Origin of the sequence: Polaribacter sp. R77954, assembly GCF_044595335.1 — a bacterium.
Classification (GTDB): domain Bacteria; phylum Bacteroidota; class Bacteroidia; order Flavobacteriales; family Flavobacteriaceae; genus Polaribacter.
The window spans coordinates 3,074,872-3,101,597 of record NZ_CP138992.1 but is presented as its reverse complement, the minus strand read 5'-3'; the positions used below and the strand labels follow the sequence as shown (position 1 = coordinate 3,101,597).

At 32.5% G+C, this 26,726-nt stretch carries 20 protein-coding genes and 1 tRNA gene; 11 read left to right on the top strand and 10 right to left on the bottom strand.

The features are described 5' to 3' along the window. Nucleotides 1-128: 128 nt before the first annotated feature. From nhaD to SJY27_RS13530, 3 genes are all read right to left on the bottom strand, one after another. Complete coding sequence (gene nhaD / locus SJY27_RS13540) at nt 129-1,544, bottom strand: sodium:proton antiporter NhaD (RefSeq protein WP_397445398.1); 1,416 nt, start codon at nt 1,542-1,544, stop codon at nt 129-131. Between the two features lie 25 nt (nt 1,545-1,569). Then, nucleotides 1,570-2,796 carry a Glu/Leu/Phe/Val dehydrogenase dimerization domain-containing protein gene (locus SJY27_RS13535; RefSeq protein WP_397445397.1) on the bottom strand — a complete coding sequence of 409 codons (1,227 nt, stop codon included), beginning with the start codon at nt 2,794-2,796 and terminating at the stop codon, nt 1,570-1,572. Nucleotides 2,797-2,972: 176 nt separating this feature from the next. Next, entirely contained in the window at nt 2,973-4,028 is a 1,056-nt protein-coding gene (locus tag SJY27_RS13530) for an anhydro-N-acetylmuramic acid kinase (protein WP_397445396.1), read from the bottom strand. Nucleotides 4,029-4,117: 89 nt separating this feature from the next. Here SJY27_RS13530 and SJY27_RS13525 point away from each other — a divergent pair, with 89 nt between their 5' ends. After that, a complete protein-coding gene (locus SJY27_RS13525) occupies nt 4,118-5,260 on the top strand; it encodes an acyl-CoA dehydrogenase (protein ID WP_397445395.1) in 1,143 nt (380 codons plus the stop codon). A gap of 257 nt (nt 5,261-5,517) precedes the next feature. Here SJY27_RS13525 and SJY27_RS13520 read toward each other — a convergent pair whose 3' ends face one another. Next, entirely contained in the window at nt 5,518-6,300 is a 783-nt protein-coding gene (locus SJY27_RS13520; protein ID WP_397445394.1) for a tRNA pseudouridine(38-40) synthase TruA, read from the bottom strand. A 274-nt stretch (nt 6,301-6,574) separates the two neighbouring features. Between SJY27_RS13520 and SJY27_RS13515 the strand changes: the two genes are divergently transcribed. The 6 genes from SJY27_RS13515 (at nt 6,575) to SJY27_RS13490 (ending at nt 16,865) form a co-directional block, all read left to right on the top strand. Then, nucleotides 6,575-7,588, top strand: a complete 1,014-nt coding sequence (locus SJY27_RS13515) for an outer membrane beta-barrel protein (protein ID WP_397445393.1) — start codon at nt 6,575-6,577, stop codon at nt 7,586-7,588. 44 nt (nt 7,589-7,632) lie between these two features. Further along, nucleotides 7,633-8,940 (top strand): ammonium transporter, encoded by a 1,308-nt coding sequence (locus tag SJY27_RS13510; protein WP_397445392.1) that lies wholly within the window; start codon nt 7,633-7,635, stop codon nt 8,938-8,940. Nucleotides 8,941-9,085: 145 nt separating this feature from the next. Then, complete coding sequence (locus SJY27_RS13505; RefSeq protein WP_397445391.1) at nt 9,086-9,436, top strand: P-II family nitrogen regulator; 351 nt, start codon at nt 9,086-9,088, stop codon at nt 9,434-9,436. 6 nt (nt 9,437-9,442) lie between these two features. Then, entirely contained in the window at nt 9,443-10,669 is a 1,227-nt protein-coding gene (locus SJY27_RS13500) for an ammonium transporter (protein WP_397445390.1), read from the top strand. A gap of 216 nt (nt 10,670-10,885) precedes the next feature. Beyond that, nucleotides 10,886-15,397: a glutamate synthase large subunit gene (gltB, locus tag SJY27_RS13495; RefSeq protein WP_397445389.1), complete on the top strand. Its 4,512-nt coding sequence runs from the start codon at nt 10,886-10,888 to the stop codon at nt 15,395-15,397. A 4-nt stretch (nt 15,398-15,401) separates the two neighbouring features. Then, nucleotides 15,402-16,865, top strand: a complete 1,464-nt coding sequence (locus tag SJY27_RS13490; RefSeq protein ID WP_397445388.1) for a glutamate synthase subunit beta — start codon at nt 15,402-15,404, stop codon at nt 16,863-16,865. Nucleotides 16,866-17,330: 465 nt separating this feature from the next. Here SJY27_RS13490 and SJY27_RS13485 read toward each other — a convergent pair. The 4 genes from SJY27_RS13485 to SJY27_RS13470 all read right to left on the bottom strand — a co-directional run bounded on the left by SJY27_RS13485 (nt 17,331) and on the right by SJY27_RS13470 (nt 19,269). Then, nucleotides 17,331-17,404: transfer RNA gene (locus SJY27_RS13485), tRNA-Arg, on the bottom strand. A gap of 58 nt (nt 17,405-17,462) precedes the next feature. Next, nucleotides 17,463-17,693 carry a putative signal transducing protein gene (locus SJY27_RS13480; RefSeq protein WP_397445387.1) on the bottom strand — a complete coding sequence of 77 codons (231 nt, stop codon included), beginning with the start codon at nt 17,691-17,693 and terminating at the stop codon, nt 17,463-17,465. A gap of 10 nt (nt 17,694-17,703) precedes the next feature. Beyond that, nucleotides 17,704-17,856: an SsrA-binding protein gene (locus SJY27_RS13475; RefSeq protein ID WP_397445386.1), complete on the bottom strand. Its 153-nt coding sequence runs from the start codon at nt 17,854-17,856 to the stop codon at nt 17,704-17,706. Nucleotides 17,857-17,931: 75 nt separating this feature from the next. Further along, nucleotides 17,932-19,269 carry a hypothetical protein gene (locus SJY27_RS13470; protein WP_397445385.1) on the bottom strand — a complete coding sequence of 446 codons (1,338 nt, stop codon included), beginning with the start codon at nt 19,267-19,269 and terminating at the stop codon, nt 17,932-17,934. A 615-nt stretch (nt 19,270-19,884) separates the two neighbouring features. On the opposite strand from SJY27_RS13470, the gene SJY27_RS13465 reads away from it, so the two are divergent. Beyond that, entirely contained in the window at nt 19,885-20,814 is a 930-nt protein-coding gene (locus SJY27_RS13465; protein ID WP_397445384.1) for a calcium/sodium antiporter, read from the top strand. A 2-nt stretch (nt 20,815-20,816) separates the two neighbouring features. On the opposite strand, the gene SJY27_RS13460 is transcribed toward SJY27_RS13465, so the two are convergent. Then, on the bottom strand, nt 20,817-22,022 hold the full coding sequence (locus SJY27_RS13460) for an MFS transporter (RefSeq protein WP_397445383.1): 1,206 nt from the start codon (nt 22,020-22,022) through the stop codon (nt 20,817-20,819). Between the two features lie 270 nt (nt 22,023-22,292). On the opposite strand from SJY27_RS13460, the gene SJY27_RS13455 reads away from it, so the two are divergent. From SJY27_RS13455 to SJY27_RS13445, 3 genes are all read left to right on the top strand, one after another. Continuing rightward, on the top strand, nt 22,293-22,907 hold the full coding sequence (locus SJY27_RS13455) for a DUF1684 domain-containing protein (protein ID WP_397445382.1): 615 nt from the start codon (nt 22,293-22,295) through the stop codon (nt 22,905-22,907). A gap of 242 nt (nt 22,908-23,149) precedes the next feature. Continuing rightward, nucleotides 23,150-24,619: a Na+/H+ antiporter NhaC gene (gene nhaC, locus SJY27_RS13450; RefSeq protein WP_397445381.1), complete on the top strand. Its 1,470-nt coding sequence runs from the start codon at nt 23,150-23,152 to the stop codon at nt 24,617-24,619. A 1-nt stretch (nt 24,620) separates the two neighbouring features. Continuing rightward, nucleotides 24,621-25,079: a GNAT family N-acetyltransferase gene (locus tag SJY27_RS13445; protein ID WP_397445380.1), complete on the top strand. Its 459-nt coding sequence runs from the start codon at nt 24,621-24,623 to the stop codon at nt 25,077-25,079. Between the two features lie 136 nt (nt 25,080-25,215). Here SJY27_RS13445 and SJY27_RS13440 read toward each other — a convergent pair whose 3' ends face one another. After that, the gene (locus SJY27_RS13440; RefSeq protein WP_397445379.1) at nt 25,216-26,550 is read right to left on the bottom strand and encodes a cytochrome P450; all 1,335 of its coding nucleotides are present in this window, start codon (nt 26,548-26,550) and stop codon (nt 25,216-25,218) included. Between the last annotated feature and the right edge of the window lie 176 nt (nt 26,551-26,726).

Sequence of the window (26,726 nt, the reverse complement as noted above, 5' to 3'; positions counted from 1 at the left end):
TGTTTATATATTAACGACTGTTATTTTTTAAAATTGTTTTAGACCAAAAGGAATCTGTACTATGCTATCAAAAAAAATGCCATTCTGTACTTTACAAAATGACATTTCCATATTTTGTTGAGCTGTACTTAAAAGAGTGTTCTTGTAATCATAAATGTAGCTGAACCTACTACAAAACCAATTAAGGCCAACCAAGATATTTTTTTAAAATACCAAAAGAAATCAATTTTTTCCATTCCCATGGCAACCACACCTGCTGCTGATCCAATAATTAACATAGAACCACCTGTACCTGCAGAAAAGGCTATAAAGTGCCATAACTCATTATCTAATGGTTCAGAAAACATTCCTAAACTTGCAGCCACCAAAGGTACGTTATCTATTACTGCAGAACCTACACCTAATAACATTACTACTAAATCTGAAACACCAGCTGTACCTTCTGTATGCATTTCTGTACCCATCATTGGAACCGTTTCTTGCAATGTTGAGGCAAAATTAAATAAAATTCCAAGAGATTCTAAAGCAGCTACAGCCATTAAAATACCTAAGAAAAATAAGATACTTGGCATCTCTATCTTAGATAATGATGCATGAACAGGACTATGATGTGCGCCAGAAGCATGTTCATCTGCTTGCTCACCTTCTATGCTTGAAATTGAGAATTTAGAATTACTATATATTTCTGCAAATGTAGCTACCACACCTAAAGACAACATCATACCTACGTAAGGTGGCAAATGTGTAACTGTTTTAAAAATCGGTACAAAAACAATAGCGCCTAAACCTAAATATAACATTCTTGCACTATGAGGGCTTTTTGGCTTTTCATCTTTATTACTTTCTTCTACTTCTATTTGACCTTTAAAAGCTGGCAAAAAGCTTGCTATAAAAGTAGGAACTGCCATACATAAAAAGGATGGTATTAATAAATATTCTACTAATTTTAGAGTGGTTACTTTATTCCCTATCCAAAGCATTGTAGTGGTTACGTCTCCAATTGGTGACCATGCACCACCAGCATTTGCTGCAATAATAATTAAACCCGCAAACCAAATTCTTTCCTCTCTATTTTTAACAATTTTCTGTAAAATAGAAATTAAAACGATAGTTGCAGTTAAGTTGTCTATAATTGCAGATAAAATAAAGGCTAGGATAGAAAATATCCAAAGGATACTTTTTTTATTTTTTGTTTTTACAAAACTTTTAATTGTAGAAAAACCATCAAAATAGTCAATAATTTCTACAATAGTCATTGCCCCAAGAAGGAACACTAAAATCTCAGCAGTTTTACCTAGGTGATGTAATAATGTTTCTTCTACTAAATGCATTTTATCAGCATGCACCATAGAAGCAAAACCATCTACCAAACCGTGATTTGCGGAATCAAACCAATTGGAAAAAGAATCTACACCTAGCGCTACAACAGCCCAGCAAACTGCCATCATAATTAAGGCTGGGATTAATTTATCTAATTTTAGATTATGCTCTAAGGTTATTGCTAAATACCCAAGTACAAATACAATAATAATTACTGATTCCATTTTTAGTTGTTTGTTTGTTTTATATTTATATCAATTCTTTTAAAGCTATGGCAAAGGCAGTTTCACTTATATTGTATTTAGAACCATTTTTTGCAAATGTTCTTTGCAATGCTTTCTTAATTACTTTTGATGTGTCTTCAAAAATTGCTTTATCAGACATTTCTACTCTTTGCTCCATAAAGTACGCAAAAACCCTTGCCATTCCACAATTGGAAATAAAATCTGGGATTAAACTTACTTTATTATCTGTGTTTTCCATAATAGAACCAAAGAAAATTTCTTTATCTGCAAATGGTACATTTGCACCACAAGAAATTACTTCAAGTCCAGCACCTATCATTTGATGTATTTGTTTTTGAGTTACCAATCTTGATGCTGCACAAGGTGCAAAAATCTCGCATTGTAAACTCCAAATTTTTTCATTAATTTCATGAAAAGGAATTATATTTTCTGCAATCAAGGTATTTCTATGTTTTCTTAGAAAAAATGCTTTAATCTCTTCGAAAGAAAATCCATCTTCATTAATCACTCCTCCAACACTGTCTATAATTCCAACTACTTTAGCTCCCATTTGCGCCAAATAAAAAGCTGCAGCAGACCCTACATTACCAAAACCCTGAATTACAGCCTTTTTCCCTTTTACATCACCTCCATAAATACTATAATAATGTTTTACAGCTTCTGCGACACCAAAACCCGTGATCATGTCTGCCACTGTATATTTTTTCGCAATGTCAGGAGAATAAAATTTACTTTCTATGACTTTTATCACCCCAAGCCTTAATTGCCCAATTCTATTAATTTTATCAGCCTCTGTTGGTTTAAAATGACCATTAAAAACACCTTCTTGCGGATGCCAAACGCCACTTTCTTCAGTAATCGGAATTACTTCATGAATTTCATCTACATTTAAATCTCCTCCAGTACCATAATAATTTTTCAATAATGGCGAAACTGCTTTAAACCATCTTTCTAACACTCCTTTTTTACGAGGATCTTGTGGATCAAAATTAATACCAGATTTTGCACCTCCAATTGCAGGTCCAGAAACCGTGAACTTTACCTCCATTGTTTTTGCCAAAGAAAGTACTTCATTCATATCTAAGCCTTTTCTCATTCTTGTGCCACCTCCTGCAGCACCACCTCTTAGCGAGTTAATCACTGTCCATCCTTCTGCCTCAGTTTCACTATCTTTCCAATTAAAAACAATTTCTGGTTGTTTTGCTTCGTATTTTTTTAATAATTCTTTCATCTTAAAAATTTAAATCAATTTTACTTTTCGTTTTTTCAAACCATTTTAATTTACCATTAAAAATCCCCAACAGGGGAAAAGTTATAATTGATTCATTTCTTTAAAATTTTAATTATCTTTTGAAACCTCACAAATTTAGGGTAAAAAGTTGAGGGTTCAAATTTTTTGAAGAAATCCTAAGGATAAAAAATAACACCACAGGAATGATCTTTTGAAGCACCAGTTACACTCGACAAACAATTTACCTGATTATCAATCTTTAACAGACCTAAAAAAGCAAAAATTAAAGCTTCTTTAAAGTCTATAAATTCTTGACTAGGCAATGAAATTTTAATTTTTGTGATACATTCAATTCTATTTATCAAAAAAGCATGGAAGGCGCCACCACCTGTAATTAAAACTGAATCGCTATTAATAATTTTAGAAATCTGTATAGCAATATGTTCTGTAAAAGTTCTTAATATTGATGGGATATCGTTTTCTAAGGCATCAATAAGAGGAAAAACATGTTTTTGCACCCATTCTAAACCTAAGGATTTAGGAGGTTCTTTTTGATAAAACTCTAACTCATTCAATTTATCTAAAAGCTGGTAATTAAGCGCTCCTTTAGCAGCAATTGCTCCTTTATCATCAAATTGAAAACCTAATTTACTCACATAATGATTCAAAACAATATTTACAGGGCAAATATCAAAGGCTATTCTTTGAGCACCTAGTTTAAAAGAAATATTAGAAAATCCACCTAAATTTAAGCAATAGTCATAATCAGAAAACAATAACTCGTCTCCCACAGGAACCAAAGGAGCTCCTTGACCACCTAGTTTTACATCCTGTGTTCTAAAATCACAAACTACTTTTGCGTTGGTAATTTTAGCAATTTCTTTTCCAGCACCTATTTGTAAGGTTATTCCTTTTTTAGGCTGATGCAAAACTGTATGCCCATGAGAAGCTATAAAACTAATGACATCTATTTTATAATTTGAAATAAAATTATTGATAGTTGCTCCTAAAAACCGACCATATGCAACATCTAAATCCTTTAATTCTTGTTCAGATTTGTGAATTGCGTGCTGTAAAACTTGTTTCCACTGTTTAGAATACGCTATGGTTTGCGAATGTATAATTGTAAAATTCTTATAGTTTTTTTTATCAAATTTCACATACACCAAATCGATTCCATCTAAAGAAGTACCCGACATTAAACCAATAACAAAAATTTCATTTATAATCATATCAGTAAAAATAATAAAAGTATATTTATAATATGTTACGAAATCGATATATTTGTAGCAATATATTATGAATTTAATAAAAATTATACATGGATTTTAGTTTAACAGAAGAGCATTTAATGATACGCGATGCTGCAAGAGATTTTGCACAAACCGAATTATTACCTGGAGTTATTGAAAGAGACAATAAGCAAGAGTTCCCTGAAGCGTTGGTCAAAAAAATGGGTGATTTAGGTTTTATGGGCATTATGGTTGACCCAAAATATGGAGGCAGTGGAATGGACGCTATTTCTTACGTTTTGGTGATGGAAGAATTGTCTAAGATTGATGCTTCTGCCTCTGTTATGGTTTCTGTAAACAATTCATTAGTATGTTATGGGCTTGAATCTTATGGATCTGAAGCGCAAAAACAAAAATATTTAACAAGACTAGCCACTGGCGAACAAATAGGTGCTTTTTGCTTAAGCGAGCCAGAAGCAGGCTCTGATGCTACTTCTCAAGCTACAACTGCAATTGATAAAGGAGAGTACTACCTGATTAACGGAACAAAAAACTGGATTACTAATGGCGGACGCTCTGATGTGTACTTAGTAATTGCACAAACTGATAGGGAAAAAGGTCATAGAGGTATTAATGCTTTTATTGTCGAAAAAGGCATGGAAGGCTTTCATATTGGCCCTAAAGAAGACAAGCTAGGTATTCGTGGCTCAGACACACATACCTTACAATTTAATGATGTAAAAGTACCTAAAGAAAATAGAATTGGTGAGGATGGCTTCGGATTTAAATTTGCCATGAAAACATTATCTGGAGGCAGAATTGGTATTGCAGCTCAAGCTCTAGGCATTGCTTCTGGCGCTTACGAACTCGCCTTAAAATACAGTAAGGAACGTAAAGCTTTTGGCACAGAAATTTGCAACCACCAAGCCATTGCTTTTAAATTAGCAGATATGTATACTGAGATTGAAGCTGCTAGAATGCTAGTTATGAAAGCTGCCTGGGACAAAGACCAAGGCAATAATTACGATATGTCATCAGCCATGGCAAAATTATACGCTAGTAAAGTAGCCATGGAGCAAACTGTAGAAGCCGTGCAAATTCATGGTGGTAATGGATTTGTAAAAGAATATCATGTAGAACGTTTAATGCGTGATGCAAAAATCACACAAATTTACGAGGGCACTTCTGAAATTCAGAAAATTGTAATTTCTAGAGGGGTTATAAAAGGGTAATTCAACTTCCTGCAAGGTTTGCCAAACCTTGCAGGTTTTTAACATTGCCTTTTGGGCGTGTTTTTGCAAAAAAAACAAAAACCGCGCTATCCATTATATCTTTTTAAAAGTAGCTTTGCCTAGTATATTTATTCACAAAATAAGGTAATCTACTTACCAAAAGCAAATTACTTCGTCATACTTCCTCGTAAAAACGCCTATTTAGCAATCTTTTAAAAAGGATGCCATTCCTATCGCTCACGTAACTTCTCTGCTAGCTACAATTTAAATTCAATAGTATAGAGTTGTAAACCAGAGGCAGGCGCTATATTTCGTAATGGTTTTTGATCATTATTTTGTTGCAAAGACTTTTCAATAAAATCAAAGCTTATATTCTCTTTCCCTAATTCAAATAAAGTAGCCATAATCAATCGAACCTGATACCTTAAAAAACCTTTGCCCCTTATTTTTAATATATAAGAATGCTCAGGAAAAAAATTAGCGGTTAAAACATCGTTCTCTACAATTTCACAAGAATCGATAACGCGCTTAAAAATTGTGTTTTTTGATGGCTTTGTGCAATACTTGTTAAAATAATGTTCACCTTCAAAGGCTTTTGCACCTTTTTTCATCAATGCAATATTCAATACCTCATCTACATTTACCACAAATGAAGCTGCAAAAGGATGATTTTTATCTCCGAAAGAAAAATAGTAATGATATTCCTTTATTTTATCCGCATTAATAATATTAAAGCTTATAGGTACTTTTTGCATAGAAATTGCCCTAAAATCTGCAGGAAAGTTAACATTTAAAAGCCGTATAAATGTATTTGCTTCTAAAATATCATCTGTAAATAACTGTACATAGTACACATTCGCAGATACTTTTGCATCTGTTCTACCTACACCAATCGTTTTAAAATCAGTATTTTTAAGTACAAACAATAAAGTTTTATCTACAACATCATGCAAAGTTTTTGCATTTTTTTGTTTTTGCCAACCCGAAAATCGAAAACCAAGAAATTGTAAGCAAATTAAGTAAGAAACTGAATATTTCATAAGTACAAATGTACAATAATTGCATTTTTTTTCATAAAAAGTGCATTTTTGTGAATATCTCAAATTTATAAGGTTGTTTTTTGCGAACCCAATATTTTTTAGCTTTTATTTAACTAAAAATATATTTATCTCAAATTAACCCCCTTTTTTTTGAGGGTACACACTCAAAATACATCGTTTTCAAAAACACACCCCCTTGTTAGTATGAATTAAATATATACATTTGAGGCGTTCAAATAATAAAAATCAATAAAAACTAAAAAGAACATTAATTATGAAAAAAGTTATTTTTACTTTATTATTAGCAAGTAGCTTGTTAGTAAATGCTCAAGAAGAAGAAAAAAAATCATTTACCTTAAGTGGTAGTGTAGATACTTACTTTAGAGGTAACATTAGCGGTGGTACTTTTGATACTGCACCAGGTAGTTCATTTGCTAACAATCCAGGTTTCTCTCTAGGTATGATAAACTTAATTGCTGGCTATGAAGGAGAAAAAGCAGGTTTTGTTGCTGATATGGTATATGGACCAAGAGGTGCAGATGCAGTATTTGGTTCTCAACAAGAAATTGATGGTCAATTAGTAAGCGGAAACTCTACGATAGTTAACCAATTGTATGCTTACTGGAATGTTAGTGAAAGCGTTACATTAACCATTGGTAACTTTAATACCTTTTTAGGATATGAGGTTATCTCTCCAACTGCAAACTTTAACTACAGTACTTCTTACTTATTCTCTTATGGTCCTTTTAGCCATACAGGTTTAAAAGCAGATTTTGCTTTAGGTGAAGATACTTCTTTAATGTTAGCTGTTATGAATCCTACTGATGCAACAGAGTTTAATCCAAATGGTAGTTATGCTTTTGGTGCACAATTTGGTTTTTCTGGACAGTACATCAACTTCTTGTACGACCAAGGAGCTTATGAATTAGATTTTACAGGAGGATTTGACTTATCAGATACTTTCTTTTTAGGTGTTAATGCTGCTTATTTCTCTGGTGATGATGCTCCAGGATTCTATGGTGCTGCATTATATCCACAAATTACTACTTCAGATTCTTTTAAAATTGGTTTAAGAGCTGAACTTTTCCAAGAAACTGATGGTGAGTTTGGTGCAATTGGAACTGGCGTTGCTGAATCTAGTGTATTTGCAACCACTTTAACTGGTAACTACACTATTGGTTCTTTAACAATTATTCCAGAATTAAGATTAGATTCTGCTTCTGAAGCTGCTTTTGTAGGCGATAAGTCTTTAAGCACTTTCCTATTAGCAGCTGTTTACTCTTTCTAAGAAAAAGACAGCAAAAAACTATTACTAACTAAAATTAATATAATATGAGTTTATTTTTAACATTATTTCAAGATGCTCCTGCTTCTGAAGCTTCTAAAGTTTTAGAGCAAGTGAATGGAGATATGGGAATGCTTTGGATGCTTATTGCAGGTATCTTAGTATTCTTAATGCAAGCAGGTTTTACTTTAGTAGAGTCTGGGATGACAAGATCTAAGAACGCAGTAAACATAGCAATGAAAAACTTGCTAGATATTTGTGTAGGTTCTATAACTTTCTGGCTGGTAGGATACTCTTTAATGTATGGAGATACTTCTAACGGATGGTTCTTTTGGAGTGGATTATTTCAAGGAGAAGGAGCTGACTTATTCTTCCAAACCATGTTTGCTGCAACAACTGCAACAATTGTGTCTGGAGCTATAGCTGGTAGAACAAAATATACAACTTATATTATATTTTCTTTAATTATGACTGCAATCATTTACCCAATCTCTGGAGGATGGGAATGGAATGGTGGTTGGTTAAACGACACTGAAGGTATAATGCCAGCTGAATTTATTGACTTTGCAGGTTCATCTATTGTACACTCTGTAGGTGGTTGGGCTGCTTTAGTAGCTGCATTTATGGTAGGTCCTAGAATAGGAAAATATGTAGATGGTAAAGTATTACCAATTCCTGGTCATAACCAAATATTAGCAACTTTAGGGGTATTTATCCTATGGTTTGGATGGTTTGGTTTTAATGGTGGATCTCAATTAGCTTGGGGTGGTGATGATGCAACTGCTGCTTCTAACGTAGTTTTAATCACCAATTTAGCTGCTGCAGCAGGTGGTTTAGGTGCACTTATTACTACTTGGATTTGGTATGGTAAACCTAACTTGAGCCAAACTTTAAATGGATGTTTAGCAGGTTTAGTAAGTATAACTGCTGGTTGTGGTAACATGACAGCTGGTGGTGCTGTATTAGCCGGTTTAATTGGTGGTATCATTGTAGTATTCTCAATAGAATTTATCGAAAAGAAATTAAAAATCGATGATGCAATTGGTGCTGCTTCTGTACATGGTGTAGCTGGTGCATGGGGTACCTTAGTAATCGGTCTTTGGGGTGTAGATGGTGATACTGCAATTGGTTTATTCAATGGTGGTGGAGCTGCTCAATTAGGTGCTCAAGCAATTGGAGTTTTAGCTTACGCACTTTGGGCTGTAGGTTTATCTTTTATTGTTTTAGCCATTCTAAAAGCTACAATGGGATTACGTGTAACTAAAGAAGTTGAGATAGAAGGTTTAGATATTTCAGAACATGGGTCAATTGCTTATCCAGGAAAAAGAGTAAGAGAATTTGATGAAGATAAATAGATCATAATTCAAATACATAAAAATTGATTGTAAAAGAAAATCACGCAACATAGTTGCGTGATTTTTTTTGTAGCTAATATTTTTTAGTAATTTCGCAAAATTTAAAAGAAAAACATCAACTATTAACAACAAATATAATTTTACAATGAAGAAAATTGAAGCGATTATTCGAAAATCTAAATTTAGAGCCGTAAAAGAAGCACTGCACGAAGTAGACGTAAACTTCTTTTCTTATTGGGATGTTACTGGACTTGGTAACGAAAAAGAAGCCCATGTTTACAGAGGAGTAAGCTACAGCACTAGCGACATTCAAAGAAGATACCTATCTATAGTTGTAAATGATGATTTTGAACAAATTACTATTGATGCCTTATTAAAATCTGCAGCCACTGGAGATGTAGGTGATGGTAAAATCTTTGTATCAGACATTACAGAGGCTTACAGAATTAGAACAGGTGAAAAAGGAGGCGAAACATTAAAGAAAATATCAAAATAAGACAACATGGAATTACTTACAACAAACAATGTATGGATGATGATCTGTACAGCACTTGTATTTTTTATGCACACAGGTTTTGCTTTTTTAGAAATTGGCCTAACAAGGCAAAAAAATACCATCAACATACTTTTTAAAAATATTTTTATCATTACAGTTGGCCTTCTGCTATATTACATTTTAGGCTTTAACCTAATGTACCCAGGTTTCGAAGAAGGTTCAGCTGGCTTTTTGGAATTTGCTGGTTTTGGAATTACACCTCCAGAAAATGGAATGACTCCAGAATATGCTGATGGTGGTTACACTTGGTGGACAGATTTTTTATTTCAAGGAATGTTTGCTGCCACAGCTGCAACCATAGTCTCTGGAGCCGTAGCTGAAAGAATGAAAATTGGAGCCTTCATGATTTTTACCATCGTATATGTAGGTTTTGTATACCCCATAGCAGGATCTTGGAAATGGGGAGGTGGATTTTTAGATAAAATGGGATTTTATGATTTTGCAGGCTCAACACTAGTACATTCTGTTGGTGGTTGGGCAGCTTTAGTTGCTGTTTACTTATTAGGCGCTAGAATTGGCAAATTTAAAAACGGAAAACCACAAGCTATTCCAGGACATAGTATTCCTTTAGCTACTGCAGGTGTTTTAATTTTATGGCTAGGCTGGTTTGGTTTTAATGGCGGCTCTGTACTTTCTGCTGACCCAGAATTAACCTCTTTAACCCTTGTAACCACATGTTTAGCTGCTGCAGCTGGAGGAGTTGTTGCTGCTTTAGTTTCTTTCTTAAAATATAAAAACCTAGATTTAACTATGTTTTTAAATGGAATTTTAGGTGGATTAGTTGGTATTACAGCTGGCGCAGATGTAATGACTCCCGAAAGCGCCATTATTATTGGAGGAATTGCAGGATCATTAATTGTATTTGCAGTAGCCTTTATTGATGCTATTAAATTAGACGACCCTGTAGGAGCAATTGCGGTTCATTTAATATGTGGTATATGGGGTACTTTAGCTGTTGGCATATTTTCTACCAACCCAGAACACACGTTTCTTATTCAATTAACAGGGGTAGCCTGTTATGCTGTTTTCTGCTTAGTTACCTCTTTCTTAATAATATTCACACTTAAGAAAACCATAGGAATAAGAGTAAGCGAAAAAGAAGAAATAGAAGGTTTAGACACTCATGAACATGGTATGGATGCTTATCCTGATTTTAGATTAAACGAACACTAATTGTTTACTTTTACAACTAAAAACACCTTTAAAGTTATTATTTTAAAGGTGTTTTTCTTATTTTTATGAATATCACAAATAAATCACGTAAAATTATCATAAGTATTTAATTTTTATTAATTTTTTAATTTCATCACAAAAATTATATCAAAAAGGTTCAAAAACTAAATTATATTCAACAAAATACATAGCTTTGTAAGTATAATTGATTTTAATATGGAGAAACAAGGACTATACTTACCAGAGTTTGAACATGAAAATTGTGGCGCTGGTTTTATATGTAATTTAAATGGAGAGAAGACAAACCAAATTATACACGATGCACTAGAAATACTAGTAAAACTAGAGCACAGAGGTGGTGTTAGTGCAGATGGTAAAACAGGAGATGGAGCAGGTTTGCTAATAGATATCCCTCACGATTATTTCACAAGAGTTTGTGAATTCCCACTACCTAATCAAAGAGAATATGCAGTAGGTATGGTTTTCTTACCTAAGGTATCTAATCAATACAATTTCTGTAAAACTATTTTTGAAAACGAAGTAAGAGCTCAAGGCCTTTCTATTTTAGGATGGAGAGTTGTGCCTGTAGATTCCACACAATTAGGTGAAATAGCACTTGCATCAGAACCTAATATCGAGCAGCTTTTTATCGGCAAAACCGATGATATTGATGAAGCTACTTTTAAAGCAAAATTATATGCAGCTCGTAAAATAGCAGAACATGAAATCAGAGAATCTAAAATCTCTGAAGCCAATTACTTTTACATTCCAAGTTTATCAATTACCACCATTATCTACAAAGGTATAATCATGCCAGAAGATATTGGACCATATTATAAAGATTTACAAGAAATTGATTTAGTTACGCGTTTGGCATTGGTACACCAACGTTTTTCTACCAACACAATGCCAACATGGGAGTTAGCCCAACCATTCAGACACATGTGTCAAAATGGAGAAATTAATACGCTTCGAGGTAATGTGAGTAGAATGCGTGTACGTGAAGAGATTATGAAAAGTGATGTATTTGGCGCACAAATAGAAAAACTTTTCCCAATAATTTTACCAGGAAAATCAGATTCAGCTTCTATGGATATGGTTGTTGAATTATTAACACACACAGGACGTTCATTACCAGAAATTATGATGATGATGATTCCTGAAGCTTGGGAAAAACATGCAACAATGTCTCCAGAACGTAAAGCTTTTTATGAATACAATGCATGTATCATGGAACCTTGGGATGGCCCTGCTTCTGTACCTTTTACAGATGGTGATTATATTGGAGCATTATTAGATAGAAATGGATTAAGACCATCAAGATACACTTTAACCAAAAGTGGTAAATTGATTATGTCTTCTGAAGTTGGTGTAGTAGATATTGATCCTTCAGACGTTGAAAAACACGGTAGATTAGAGCCAGGTAGAATGTTCTTGGTAGATATGAATAAAGGTAGAATTATTGATGACGAAGAAATTAAAGATAAAATTGTTTCTGAAAGGCCTTATCAAGAATGGTTAGACAATGCACGTCTGCACCTAAAAGATGTACCATACACAAGCGAAACTTGCCCAATTGAAACCATTGATATTAAAACACGTCAACGCTTATTCAACTACACTTTTGAAGATATTCAAGAAGTAATTACGCCAATGGCACAAGTAGGTAAAGAAGCTTTAGGCTCAATGGGAATTGATACACCTTTGGCGGTTTTATCAGACAGACCTCAATTAATTTCTAACTATTTTAAACAATTATTTGCACAAGTTACCAATCCGCCTTTAGATGGAATTCGTGAAAATATTGTAACTGATATCAGCTTAAATTTAGGAAAAGATAGAAACATTTTTAGCATTACAGATAGACAATGTAGAAAATTAAGAATCCAAAATCCTGTAATTTCTAACGCAGATTTAGAGAAAATTAGAACTATTGATATTGAAAGCTTTAAAGCAGAAACCATAGAAATTTTATACCCAAAAGAAAAAGGTGTTAATGGTTTAGAAGATGCTTTAGACAGTATTATCATACAAATTGAAAAAGCCTTAGAAAGAAAAACGAATATCATTATTCTTTCAGACAGAGGTGTAAACCAAGAGTTTGCTCCTATTCCTGCTTTATTGGCTTGTTCTTATGTAAATCACCAATTAAACAGATTACGCAAACGTTCTTATTTTGATATTATTATCGAATCTGCAGAACCTCGCGAACCACATCATTTTGCTACGTTATTTGGTTATGGCGCAAGTGCCATCAACCCATATATGGTAAACGAAATTATCAGAATGCAAGTAAAAGAAGGCTTCATTACTGATATGGACGAACAAAAGGCTGTCGATAATTTTAATATGGCCATTGGTAAGGGTATTTTAAAGGTGATGAACAAAATTGGAATCTCTACCTTACATTCGTATAGAGGTTCTCAAATTTTCGAAATTGTAGGATTCAATTCACAATTTGTAGAAAAATATTTCCCATATACTGCTTCTAGAATAGAAGGGATTGGATTGTATGAAATTGAAAAAGAAATTGATAAAAGATATAAACAAGCATATCCTGATAACCAAATTGACAAAAACCTAGGATTAAATATTGGTGGTGATTACAGATGGAGAAGAAATGGAGAGCGCCATTTATTCAATCCAACCACCATATCAAAATTACAACAAGCTGTTCGTTTAAGCGATCAAGCAAGTTACGATGTGTATTCTAAAGCCATCAATGAACAGGCCGAAAATTTAATGACTATTCGTGGTTTATTTGAATTTGACAATCTAGATCCTATTCCTTTAGAAGAAGTAGAGCCTTGGACAGATATTGTAAAACGTTTTAAAACAGGTGCAATGTCTTATGGATCTATTTCTAGAGAAGCACATGAAAACTTAGCCATAGCAATGAATAGAATTGGTGGAAAATCCAATTCTGGTGAAGGTGGTGAAGACAGAAAACGTTTCCAAAAAGATATTAATGGAGACAGCAGAAACTCAGCGATTAAACAAGTAGCTTCTGGTAGATTTGGGGTAACCTCTCATTATTTAACAAATGCAAGAGAAATCCAAATTAAAATGGCACAAGGTGCAAAACCTGGTGAAGGTGGACAATTACCTGGTTACAAAGTTTTGCCTTGGATTGCAGATGCAAGAAATTCAACACCTTTTGTAGGATTGATTTCTCCTCCTCCACATCATGATATATATTCTATCGAAGATTTAGCACAATTAATTTTCGATTTAAAAAATGCAAATCGTGAAGCAAGAATAAATGTAAAATTGGTATCTGAAGTTGGTGTAGGAACTATTGCTGCAGGTGTGGCTAAAGCTAAAGCTGATGTTGTATTAATTTCTGGTTATGATGGTGGTACAGGTGCATCTCCTCTAACCTCTTTAAAACACGCTGGGTTACCTTGGGAATTAGGTTTATCTGAAGCACAACAAACTTTAGTGTTAAACAACTTAAGAAGTAGAATAGTAGTTGAATGTGATGGTCAGTTAAAAACGGGAAGAGATGTAGCCATTGCTGCTTTATTAGGTGCAGAAGAATTTGGTTTTGCAACTGCGCCTTTAGTAGCCTCAGGATGTATTATGATGCGTAAATGTCATTTAAATACTTGTCCTGTTGGTATTGCAACCCAAGACAAAGAATTGCGTAAAAACTTTAAAGGTACACCAGAACACGTGATTAATTTCTTTTATTATGTAGCCGAAGAATTACGTAAAATTATGGCACAACTTGGCTTCAGAACACTATCTGAAATGGTTGGGCAAACTCATAAAATTAATGCGAATAAAGCCATTAATCACTATAAAGCAAAAGGCTTAGATTTATCGAGTATTTTACACAGACCTACTGTATACAGAAGTTTAACGGTTAAAAACACAGAACAACAAGACCATAATTTAGAGGGTGTTTTAGATTTTACCATTTTAAAAGATTCTCACAGAGCTTTATACCGTAAAGAAAAAATGAATCTTGCTTATCCTATTAAAAATACCAATAGAACTGTTGGTGCCATTGTAAGTAACGAAATTTCTAAGATTTACGGTCATTTAGGTTTACCAGAAGATACTTTAAACATCAACTTTACAGGTTCAGCAGGACAAAGTTTTGGTGCTTTTGGTGCCTTTGGATTAACATTTACGCTAGAAGGAAATACCAATGATTATCTAGGAAAAGGATTATCTGGTGCAAAACTCATCGTTAAAAAACCTATTAAGGCAGATTTTATTGCTGATGAAAACATCATTATTGGTAACGTTTGTTTATTTGGTGCCGTTAACGGTCAAGCTTATATTAATGGAATTGCAGGTGAACGTTTTGCAGTGCGTAACTCTGGTGCTTTAGCTGTTGTAGAAGGTGTAGGTGATCATTGTTGCGAATATATGACTGGTGGTAAAGTAATTGTTTTAGGTAAAACAGGTAGAAACTTTGCTGCAGGTATGAGTGGTGGTATTGCTTATGTATACGATCCTGAAAACAAATTTGTAAACGGATTATGTAATACAGAAACCATAGAATTTGAAAAAGTAGAAGGTGAAGATGCTGCAGACTTAAAAGCATCTATAGAAAAACACGTTTTATATACCAATAGTAAAAAAGGCGCTAGCTTGTTGGCTGATTGGAATACAACTGTGGGCAACTTTGTAAAAGTAATGCCTACAGAATACAAGCGAGCTTTAGAGCGTTTAAGAACAGAAGAACCAATGGTTGAAGAATTAACAATAGCATAATGTCATGGGGAAAGTAACAGGATTTAAAGAGTTTGAAAGACAAGATGAAAAGTACCTATCTGTAAAAGATCGTGTACAAAATTATAAAGAATTTACAGTTCCACTTACTGAAAAGGAATTGACTAAACAAGGTTCACGTTGTATGGACTGTGGTATTCCTTTCTGTCATAGTGGTTGTCCATTAGGTAATCTTATTCCAGATTTCAATCACATGGTTCATCAAGGTGAATGGCAAAAAGCCTCATGGATATTACACTCCACGAATAATTTCCCTGAATTTACTGGAAGATTATGCCCTGCTCCTTGCGAAAAATCATGTGTTTTAGGTATTATCGAAGATCCAGTTTCTATAGAAAATATAGAAAAAAACATCGTAGAACGCGCATTTAAAGAAGGTTGGATTAAACCTCAACCTCCAAAATCAAGAACAGGAAAAACAATTGCTGTAGTAGGTTCTGGACCTGCTGGCTTAGCAACTGCTCAACAACTGAATAGAGCAGGCCATACTGTTACAGTTTTTGAAAGAGATGATGAAATTGGTGGACTATTACGTTACGGAATTCCAAATTTTAAAATGGAGAAAGGAATTATCGATAGAAGAGTTAAAATTTTAGAAGCAGAAGGTATTGTATTTAAAACCAATGTAAATGTTGGCGTTAATTATGAAGCAAAAGACTTAAAAGCTTTTGATGCTGTTGTGCTTTGTGGTGGTGCTACAAAAAGACGCAGTTTACCAACTCCTGGTATTGATGCTGATGGTGTTGTGCAAGCTATGGATTTTTTAACACAACAAACAAAAGTATTATTTGGTAAAGAAGTAAAAGATCAAGTTAAAGCAACTGGTAAAAATGTTATTGTTATTGGTGGTGGAGATACAGGTTCAGATTGTATAGGTACCTCAAATAGACATGGTGCTAAATCTGTAGTTAATTTCGAAATTATGCCTAAACCTCCAGGACACAGATCGCCATCTACTCCTTGGCCTTTTTGGCCATTGCAATTAAAAACCTCATCTTCTCACGAAGAAGGTGTAGAACGTAACTGGTTAATTAACACCAAAGAATTTGTTACAGATGACAATAATAAATTAGTTGCCCTAAAAACCGTAAATGTAGAGTGGAAAATGGTGCCTGGTGAAAGACCACAATTAATTGAAATTGCAGGTACAGAAAAAACATGGCCTTGTGATTTAGCTTTATTAGCTTTAGGATTTACAGGACCAGAAGACACTTTAGCTGATAAATTAGGCATCAAAACAGATGCACGTTCTAATTATAAGGCAGACTATGGAAAATACCAGACCAATATTCCAAACATCTTTACTGCTGGAGATATGCGAAGAGGACAATCTTTAATTGTTTGGGCCATTTCAGAAGGTAGAGAAGCAGCTCGTCAAGTAGATTTATACTTAATGGGTAAATCAGAATTACCATCGAAAGATGTTACTGGCGATTTAGTAGCTATGTAATTATAAAATATTTTTAATTTAAAATACAGAAACGCATCAACTTAATATTGATGCGTTTTTTGTTTTTAAAAATCTAAGAATCTTTCATATTTTAGAATATAATCTTTGGATAAAGGATTCATGAAAACAAAAAAGAACAATATGTTATTAAATTAACCTGAGTTCAACTTCTCAGCTGCTATCTTTATACTTTTATTTAAAACAAATTCTATTTAAAATGGAAAAGGAATAATCGAAGTGTGAATGTAAGATTTTTCAACTACACTATTTGGCTCGCAGTCTAGTAGCAATAACAATTTACTTTTTATTTCAGTAATGTTAACAATGACAACAAATTAATTTTCAGACAAATACCCTTCTTTATACTAGAGAATTTATATCGAACTCGTATTAAATTATCTGCAAATTTCGGGCAAATAAAAAAACCAGCCTTTACAAAAACGTTGTAAAGTACTGGTTTTAAAGTGACCATGACAGGATTCAAACCTGTAACCTCTTGAGCCGTAATCAAGTGCGCTATTCAGTTGCGCCACATGGCCGTAAGCGGGTGCAAATATAAGAGCATTTTTCTAAATTAGAAAGTCTCACCTCTATTTTTTAAGCATTTATTTGTGATTTGTATGCAGACAGCACTTTTTCTGCTTTTTCAATATCTTTTTGTAAAACATATAGCTCTACTGATGCTTGCTGCTCTCCATAACCCCCTAATCTTGCAGACTCAAAACGATCTTTCACCAAATATTGAATATTTGCAGCTTCCAATTCCATTTTTAATCCATTAATAATAATAGTTGTATCCGTAAATAATTTAGTATAATCTAATTCCATAATTTTAGGTTTAATCAAGTGAATTCTTAGTTACATAAGCTCTCCAACCAATAATTGCCAATTGTATTTTTGATGCTTTAGCAACATCTAATTTTCTTTTGGTGTAAGAAGGTAAAACAATTTTATTAATTAGAGCCAATATTTTAAAAATTTGTTTTTTCATTAAAGTTTGATTATTTATCAAATTTAATGAAAAATAACAACTCAATCTTTTCAGAATGAGTTGTTTTCACAGAAATTACTTTTCCTTTGTCATCATTCTTTTTGCCAAATCTGCGCCTATTAAAGATTGTAATAAATTACTATTGTTTCCTTTTTCACTGCCAGATATATAGGTTGATGGCAAACTCAATTCTTTAATCTGTTGTGCCACACCAACTGCAGTTTTGTATTCCCATTCTGCTCTTTCTTGTGGAGTTAAACCTGCACTTACTAGTTTGGCATTTTCATAGTATTGTGCATCAGCAGCTACTTTTTTACTTTTTGCCTTAAACTGCTCAACCTCAAACTGTTTTTTTTCTTTAATCAAATTAAATTCTGCCACTTTTGCTTCAGTTTCAGCTTCAATAGTTTGTTGTATTTGTATTTTTTCTAACCGAGCACGCTCTTTGGCCTTTTCAGATTCTCCTTTAGCAACTTCTTTTTTAGCTCTATAATATTCACGTTCTGCTTGTTGCTTTTCTAATTGTGTTTGAGCAACTTCATTTTTTTGTAAGTCTAAACGCTCGTCAAAAGAAGATTCCCAATCAATACCAGTAACTTGAGCCTGATAAATTTTTAATCCATATTGTTTTAAAGAGTTGGTATTATCTCTAACAATATTTCCACTATTGTCTCTTTTAATTCTAAACTTTTTCTGTTTACTCGATTTATTGACACGAATTCGTCTTACAGTAGTGGTATCTCCCACAATTTCATTCGAATTCTCAGCTTCATAATATTGCTCTACTTGATACATTCCGTTTTCTAACTGATCCCTAAAATATCGATCAAAATCAGATGCTTGACCAGAAATATAATCTTGTGCATCCATCAATTTACAAGTATTCTTAATAGCAGCATCAATATTTGGCAATACCCTACCATAAATTAATTTAGATTCGCTTTTGTTTCTATCAGCCATATTTAAAAATACTGCTTCATCATTAATATTTACACCCACAATAACAGAGGTGCTTATTTCTGCTTTAATGGCATCACTAAATTCCCATTTTTGCGCCTTTCTATTGTACATACCTTGTGTACTTTCTGGTAACAAACTGTTGTTATCTACAATAATATCTTTTACAGAAGTTTCATAAGAAAGAGGTATAATTCTTCCCCACCATTTTAATTTTAAACCTTGGGTAGTAATCATTTTATCTCCACCCGTTAAATATTGTACAGCATAAGCAGTACCTGCATCTGCATAAAAGAACATTCCGTTAAGAATTGTCATTAAAATACCCAGAATAATAATCTGAAAACTCCTTTTCTGATTTGGAATCTTAAAAGCTGTGTTATTTGTGAAAATTTTTTTTAAAATAAATATTGCTATTCCAATAACAATAAGTGCAATACCGATAAATGTTAACATTGTAATTGTTTTTTAAAGTGAGATTAATTTTTTTTAACAAACATTCCGTCAAACTGAACCACAGCAGATTTTTTCTTTTTCATTTTAAATCTTAAGATCAATAATGAAATGGAGCAAGTAAAGATTTCTAAATAAGTGCTATTTTGATATTTTATCGACAAAAATCTGAAGTAGAGCGTTAACGAATTCTGAAGATTAAAACAGAATTGAAATAATAATTTCGGAAATAATTTTGATAAATTTTAACGCTGCAATAATCATAATAATTAGTTTTTTTAGTTAGTAATAAGGTTAATTAAGTAATTGTTTTTTGAAGATAATACGTTTGTATATTGTCTTCCAAACGTTTATAAACAAATCTTTTAAACTGATTTTACATTATAAATCAAAAAAACATTATTTGTTTTAATATGTAATGGTATTACCTACAATAGTATTACACTTTAAAACATAATATAGCATATATCTCAAATTTAATTAGCAAGTAATGGAGTTTTTTATTGACTAAAAAAAAAGCAAAGGAAACCCTATTATAGAAAGGGGTTTAAAAAGCATTTTGATTTTTTGTTTTCTTTTCGAGATGATAAAAATGTATCTTTGTAAAAAAGTATTTCAATGAATTTTTTACTAATAATTGGGGGTTTAATTTTGTTGGTTTTAGGCGGAAACTGGTTGTTAAAATCAGCGGTTGCGTTATCCTTAAAATTAAATATTTCTAAAGTTGTTGTAGGTATGACTGTGGTGTCTTTTGCTACCTCAGCACCAGAACTTATTGTTAGTATAAATGCAGCACTAAATGGATCTTCTGATTTAGCATTAGGTAATGTTATAGGTTCTAATATTGCAAACCTTGGCTTAGTTTTAGGAATAACCTTGTTATTTGGAAATATGAAAGTTGAAAAAAACTTTTATAAATTAGATTGGCCTGTTATGCTTATTGCTTCTGCGTTACTCTTTTTGTTTTTAAGCAACGATACTGTGGTTGTAAGATATGAAGGTATACTACTCTTCTCTTTTTTAATCCTTTTTTTAATTTACCTATTACGCACTCAAAAAAAAATCGATTTAGAGGAATTAGAAGAAAGCATCACTTTATCTGGCCTTAAAACTTCATTATATTTATTACTTGGGGGCTTAGGGCTTTGGGGAGGTTCTGAATTACTAATTAAAGGAGCAACTGCATTGGCTTTAGATTTTGGTGTTACAGAACGTGTAATTGGTGTAACCATCGTTTCTATTGGCACTAGTATTCCAGAACTAGCTGCATCTATTATTGCAGTAATCAAAAAAGAAAAAGCCATTTCTTTGGGTAATTTAATAGGTTCTAATATCTTTAATATATTAGCTGTTATTGGCATTACCTCTATCATAACACCTATTTCACTTTCTGACGAAAGGTTATTGTCTAGCGATATTTATTGGATGTTAGCCATTTCCTTTACTATTTTACCCATGGTTTTATTACCAAAAAAATATATCTTAAACTGGAAACATGGTGCTCTTTTACTAGCTGCCTATTGCTCTTTTATTTACATGACTTTATAATTTTAGCCATGCTCTTTTTTCAATATCTTTAAAAGTATCCCTAAAATTACAACTCCAATTATAGCAAAAATTGCAATAAAATTCCAAGTGAACTCGTAACCAAAATTCGCAATCATTTGCATGCCAATATTATGACTAAAAATACCTGCTAACGAAAAAGAGATTGCATACATGGCCATATACTCTCCTTGATTTCCCTTTTTACTTCTTTCAATAGAAAATGAATTTGAAAAAGGAAAAGCTACCATTTCACCAATAGTCATTAAAAACATACTAACCAATAAAATACCTAACCAACCTGTAACATTAAGTACCACAAAGCTTAAGGATAACAAAAACAACCCTAGGGCTACCAATTTTATTTTCGATTTTTTTGTATTTACCAACCAATTAATTAAAGGCATTTCAAACACAAAAATAAAAAAGCCATTAAACCCCATTAACAACCCTATTTCTAATTCCGTTAACAAACGAATGTCTTTATAATACAATGGCATTGTAGAAAAGTATTGCATAAATGTAAAACCAAAGATAAACATGGCTATAAAAAACACCCAAAAAGGCTTGTCTTTATATACAGAAATTGGGTTTTCTACTTTTATCTCATCCAATACTTTTGCTTTCTTTGGATGTAAAACTTGTAGCAATAAAATTGATGCCAATACACACGTAATACCATCTACCCAAAACAAACTTTGGTAACCTATACCTGTAATAATGAGCCCCCCAATTGCGGGTCCTGCAGAAAAACCTAAGTTTATGGCAAGGCGAATTAATGTTACAGATCGGGTTTTGTTTTCTGGTTTACTATACGCGCTTAAAGCAACAAACATGGCTGGCCTAAAGGTATCTGCCACCAACATTACCATAAAAATACCAGCACATAACCCAGCAAATGTGTTCACATAACCCAACAAAACGAAAGAGAAACCAGTTAAAAACAGACTGCCTAACATCACTTTATAATACCCAATAATATCTGTTAATTTACCTCCTAACCAAGTACCTACAAATGAACCTAAACCCCAAAAAGGCAAAATCCAACCTACATCATCTAAAGAAAAACCCAAATTGTCTTTTAAATATAAAGACAGAAACGGAATAACCATTGTACCTGCTCTATTAATTAAGGTAATTAAAGCCAGCCACCAAACTTCTCTAGAAAGTCCTTTAAAGGTGTGTATATAATTTTTAACTATTTTTTTCATTTTTGGCCGATTTTAAAGGCAGAATTACATTAAACCTATTTAGTTTTACATTCTATAAAAACAAAAAGTCCGACTTTTCGAGTCGGACTTTTATAAAAATATGATATCATAAGCAAACTATCAATATTTATGTACAGACCGAAATTTCTGCTTTGTGCAGCAAATTTGATATGATAAAATAATGACTGTTTTCATTTTATTTTTTATTGATGCTATAAAACTACATAAAATATTTGAATGTTGTATTTTTGGTTTGATAAAATTTATATGATGAAAATTCTATTTTTAATTGTTTCTCTTTTATTAATCCTATCTTGCAACTCTCAAGATAAAAGACCTTTAGTAGGTAAAACCGAATACCAGCAAAAATTAAACGCTAGTTATAAAGATGCTTCAAAATCGCCCTTAAAAAAGAAAGATTTAAAAGACTTTAAAGGTTTAGATTTTTTTCCTGTAGATTCATCCTTTATTGTAACTGCTCAATTGACAAAAACAGAAAATGCACCAACTTTTAAAATGGCAACTACCACAGACAGGCAACCCTTATACAAAGAGTATGGTGTTTTAAATTTTACCTTAAAAGGCAAAGCATTACAGCTCACCATTTATCAAAGTCAAGATGATTTAAGAGATGAAAAGTATAAAGATTATCTTTTTTTACCTTTTACAGATGATACTTCTGGAAACGAATCTTATGGAGGTGGACGCTATATGGATGTGATGACTACTGATATTAATGATAACCAAACCATTACATTAAATTTCAACAATACTTATAACCCTTACTGTGCCTATAATGATAAATATTCTTGCCCTTTAACACCTAGAAAAAATCATTTAGATATAGAAATTAAGGCTGGTGTAAAGGCTTTTACAAAGCATTAAACCTCTCTTTTATTTTATATAATTTAAGGCAAAACCTAACCTTTATGACTGTTTTTTCATGTAGTTTTTGTGTAATAAAACAATGTGAATGCTCTTAGTTTATCATCACAATTACTTAAAACAACAAAGTTTATTTTTCTGTTTTCTTTATAAAAAGATATCGCTTCTTTTCATTATCTAAATCAATTTGATTTGCATAACCTAGTGTAAAATCGTAACATTACACAACAAAATTTTACAGCATGCAAGAGGATAAAAATTTATCAGAAATTGAAATTGAAAACCAAAAGATTATCGATAATAAAGAATTGAATCTTTTTGAATCTTTAATTCCTGTTGTGATTTTAATGAGTCTGTTGGCTTACAACATCTTTTTTGTGGAAAGTCAAGAATGGTTTGGCGCTTATACCAACCAATATATTTTATTAATTGGAGGACTTGTTGCTGCTGCAGTAGGACTTTTTAATAAAGTTTCTATTCCAACAATGCTTGCCGAAGTTTGGGAAAACTGGAAAAGTGTTTTTGTACCAATTTTGATTTTGTTTTTAGTGGGTGCTTTGGCTGGTACATGGCTTGTAAGTGGTATCATTCCTGCTATGGTATATTATGGTTTGCAAGTATTGAGTCCTGCAATTTTTCTGCCTGCCTCTGTTATTATTGCTGCTATTATATCTATAGCAACTGGTAGTTCTTGGACAACCTCTGCAACTGTGGGTATTGCATTAATAGGTATTGGTAGTGCATTAGGAATACCAACTGGCATGATTGCTGGAGCTGTAATTTCTGGAGCCTATTTTGGCGATAAAATGTCACCACTTTCTGACACTACCAATTTAGCACCTGCTATGGCTGGTACAGATTTATTTACACACATTAAATATATGGGTTACACTACTGTGCCCACAATTTTGGTAACCCTAATTGTTTTTGCCATTTTAAGCACCACTACAGACACTTCTGGTAATGCAGATGTAAGCAATTTGTTAGCCTCTATAGACAATACATTTAACATTACACCTTTATTATTTATAGTTCCTAGTGTGGTTATTGCCATGATTTTAATGAAAACAAAACCTTTAATTGCTTTAGGTGTTGGGGTTTTATTGGCTGCTGTTTTTGCTTTTATTTTTCAAGGCGATATTTTAGCAAGTGTCACAGATTCTAAATTACAAACAATCATTAATGCTGTTTTAACAGATACCAATATTGAAACTGATAATGACAAACTTTCTGAGTTATTTTCATCAGGAGGAATGAATGGAATGTTATGGACCATCTTTTTAATTGTTTGTGCCATGGTTTTTGGTGGAGTGATGGATGCTATTGGTGCTTTAGCAAAAATTACCAAAAGCTTGTTGGCTGTAGCAAGTTCTGTTTTTGGTTTGTTTGCTGGTACAGTAGTAAGTTGTTTAGGATTAAACATTGTAGCTTCAGACCAATACTTGGCCTTAGTCATTCCTGGAAAAATGTTTAAAAAAGCGTATGAAGATAAAGGACTAGCACCAGAAAATTTAAGTAGAACTTTAGAAGATTCTGGTACTGTAACTTCGGTTTTAATTCCTTGGAATACTTGTGGAGCTTATCAATCTAGTGTTTTAGGGGTTTCTGTTGCAGACTATTTTGTGTATGCTATCTTTAATTATTTAAGTCCGTTTTCAACCTTACTATTTGCAGCTTTAAACATTAAAATTAGACAATTGGTTAAGAAGTAAAATGATTGTTGAAGCTGAAATTTCTGACGAAAAACAATTAACTGAAATCGCTTTACAATCGAAAGCCTTTTGGGGATATTCTGATGATTTAATTCAATCTTGGACAGAGGAGTTAACTGTTTCTGAACAAATGATTTCTAAAATGTTTGTCTATAAATTTTTAAAAGATGATAATATTGTTGGTTTTTATATTTTAAATCAACCTAAAGAAAAAACAATTGAATTAGAGTTTCTGTTTGTTTTGCCCAAATGTATTGGAAAACGAATTGGAACACAATTAATTGAACATGCTTTTCAAAAAGCTATTCAACTAAACACAATTCGTATTACTTTAATAGCAGACCCCAATGCAGCATCTTTTTATGAATCAAAGGGATTTAGTACAATTGATAGCATACAAAGCACCATTTTTAATCGATTTTTACCCCAAATGCAAAAAGAATTAACGAACACACTTTAAAATTTTTACTTTATCTCTAAACAAAAAAGCTGTGTTTCAAAATTATAAAATACATCTTTTATAGAAATAAGATTACCTCTTTTTGAGACCAAAAAAGATTTTTAAATAGCTAACAATGCCCTTTTGATCTTTTCTATTACAGCCTATTTTTAAATTCTAAAATAGCATTATGAGGTTTCAAGGTAATTAAAGGCTTTATTTGAATAGGAGATTTCTTTTCAATAATTTCAAATTGTTCTACCAAGGCAATAATTGCTAAAATCATTTCATACATCGCAAAATTATTGCCAATACACATTCTTGGCCCTGCACCAAAAGGGAAATAATTTTTTGAAAACTTCATATTTTCATCTAAAAAACGCTCAGGAATAAATTCATTTGGCTGTTTCCAAAAATCTGAATGCCTATGAATTTCATAAATTGAAAATAACAAATTCGAGCCTTTGGGCAAAACAATTCCCTTGTACGTATCTTCCTCAATATTTACGCGATCCATAAAATAAGCTGGAGGATACAAGCGCATCGCCTCTTCAATAACTAATTTTGTATAACTCGCATTTTTTATCCAATGCATACACTCTTTAGATTCACTTTTTATTTTTTTAATTTCAGATGCTATTTTTGATTGTGCTCCAGGATTTCTTGCTAACAATTCGCAAGTAAACGTAAGGGCATTTGAAGTGGTTTCATGACCTGCTGCAAATAAAATTAATATTTCATCTACCAACTGATTTTCATCCATACTAGAGCCATCCTCATATTTTGCACTTAAAAGCATGTCTAATAAATCGTGATGTTCTGCATTGCTTTGCTTTCGTTCTTCTACCAATCTTTTTAAAATTGTTCTCGAATTTTGAGTCAAGTCCAAATGCTTTTTTGTTTTTCCTGAAAGGTTAAACCACCACACCAAAAAAGGTTGTCTTAATTCTTGAACCAACATTTTTTGCGTGGCTTCTGTGGTATGTTGCAATGCATCAATATCCGCATCAGAAATGTTTATATTGAAAATTGATTTGATAACAGTTTGAAAGGCTAAATCATTAAAAACAGGAAAAACATCCATTGGTTTTCCTGTTTTAATATTTTTTAACTCTGTTAAAATGGTTTTTTGAATGGTATCTACCAGCAGCTTTAGTTGACTTTTATGAAAAGCTGGCTGAATTAATTTTCGTTGTTTTTGCCAATGTTCTCCCTCAGCAGTTAACAATCCTTTGCCAACATATTTTACTAAATCTTTGGTTTGAATATACGATTTTGTATAATTTTTTTGATTCTTTTGCAGTGCATGCTGTAAAAGTCCGGCATCTCTGCAAAACAACACAGATTTTCCGAAACCAATTTTTAAACGAAAAATATCTCCTAAAGTATCAAAGTTTTTTGCGTGAAAAGGCAAAGGATTTTTTAAAATAGCATTAGCATGTTTTAGAAACTTAAAAAATGAAACTTCTGGAATTTTATTAGATACACTCATTTTTAATTTTATTTGTACTCATTAACAACCCTTTTTTAAGAATGTATAAAACTTGACTAGTTGTATTTGTGACATACAAATTTAAGCATATTCGCTTTTGTAATTTGTGGTATTTCAGAAATATTAATTTTTAAAGTTTTCTCAGTAATTTTTGATAAAAGAATGCTTATTTTCTA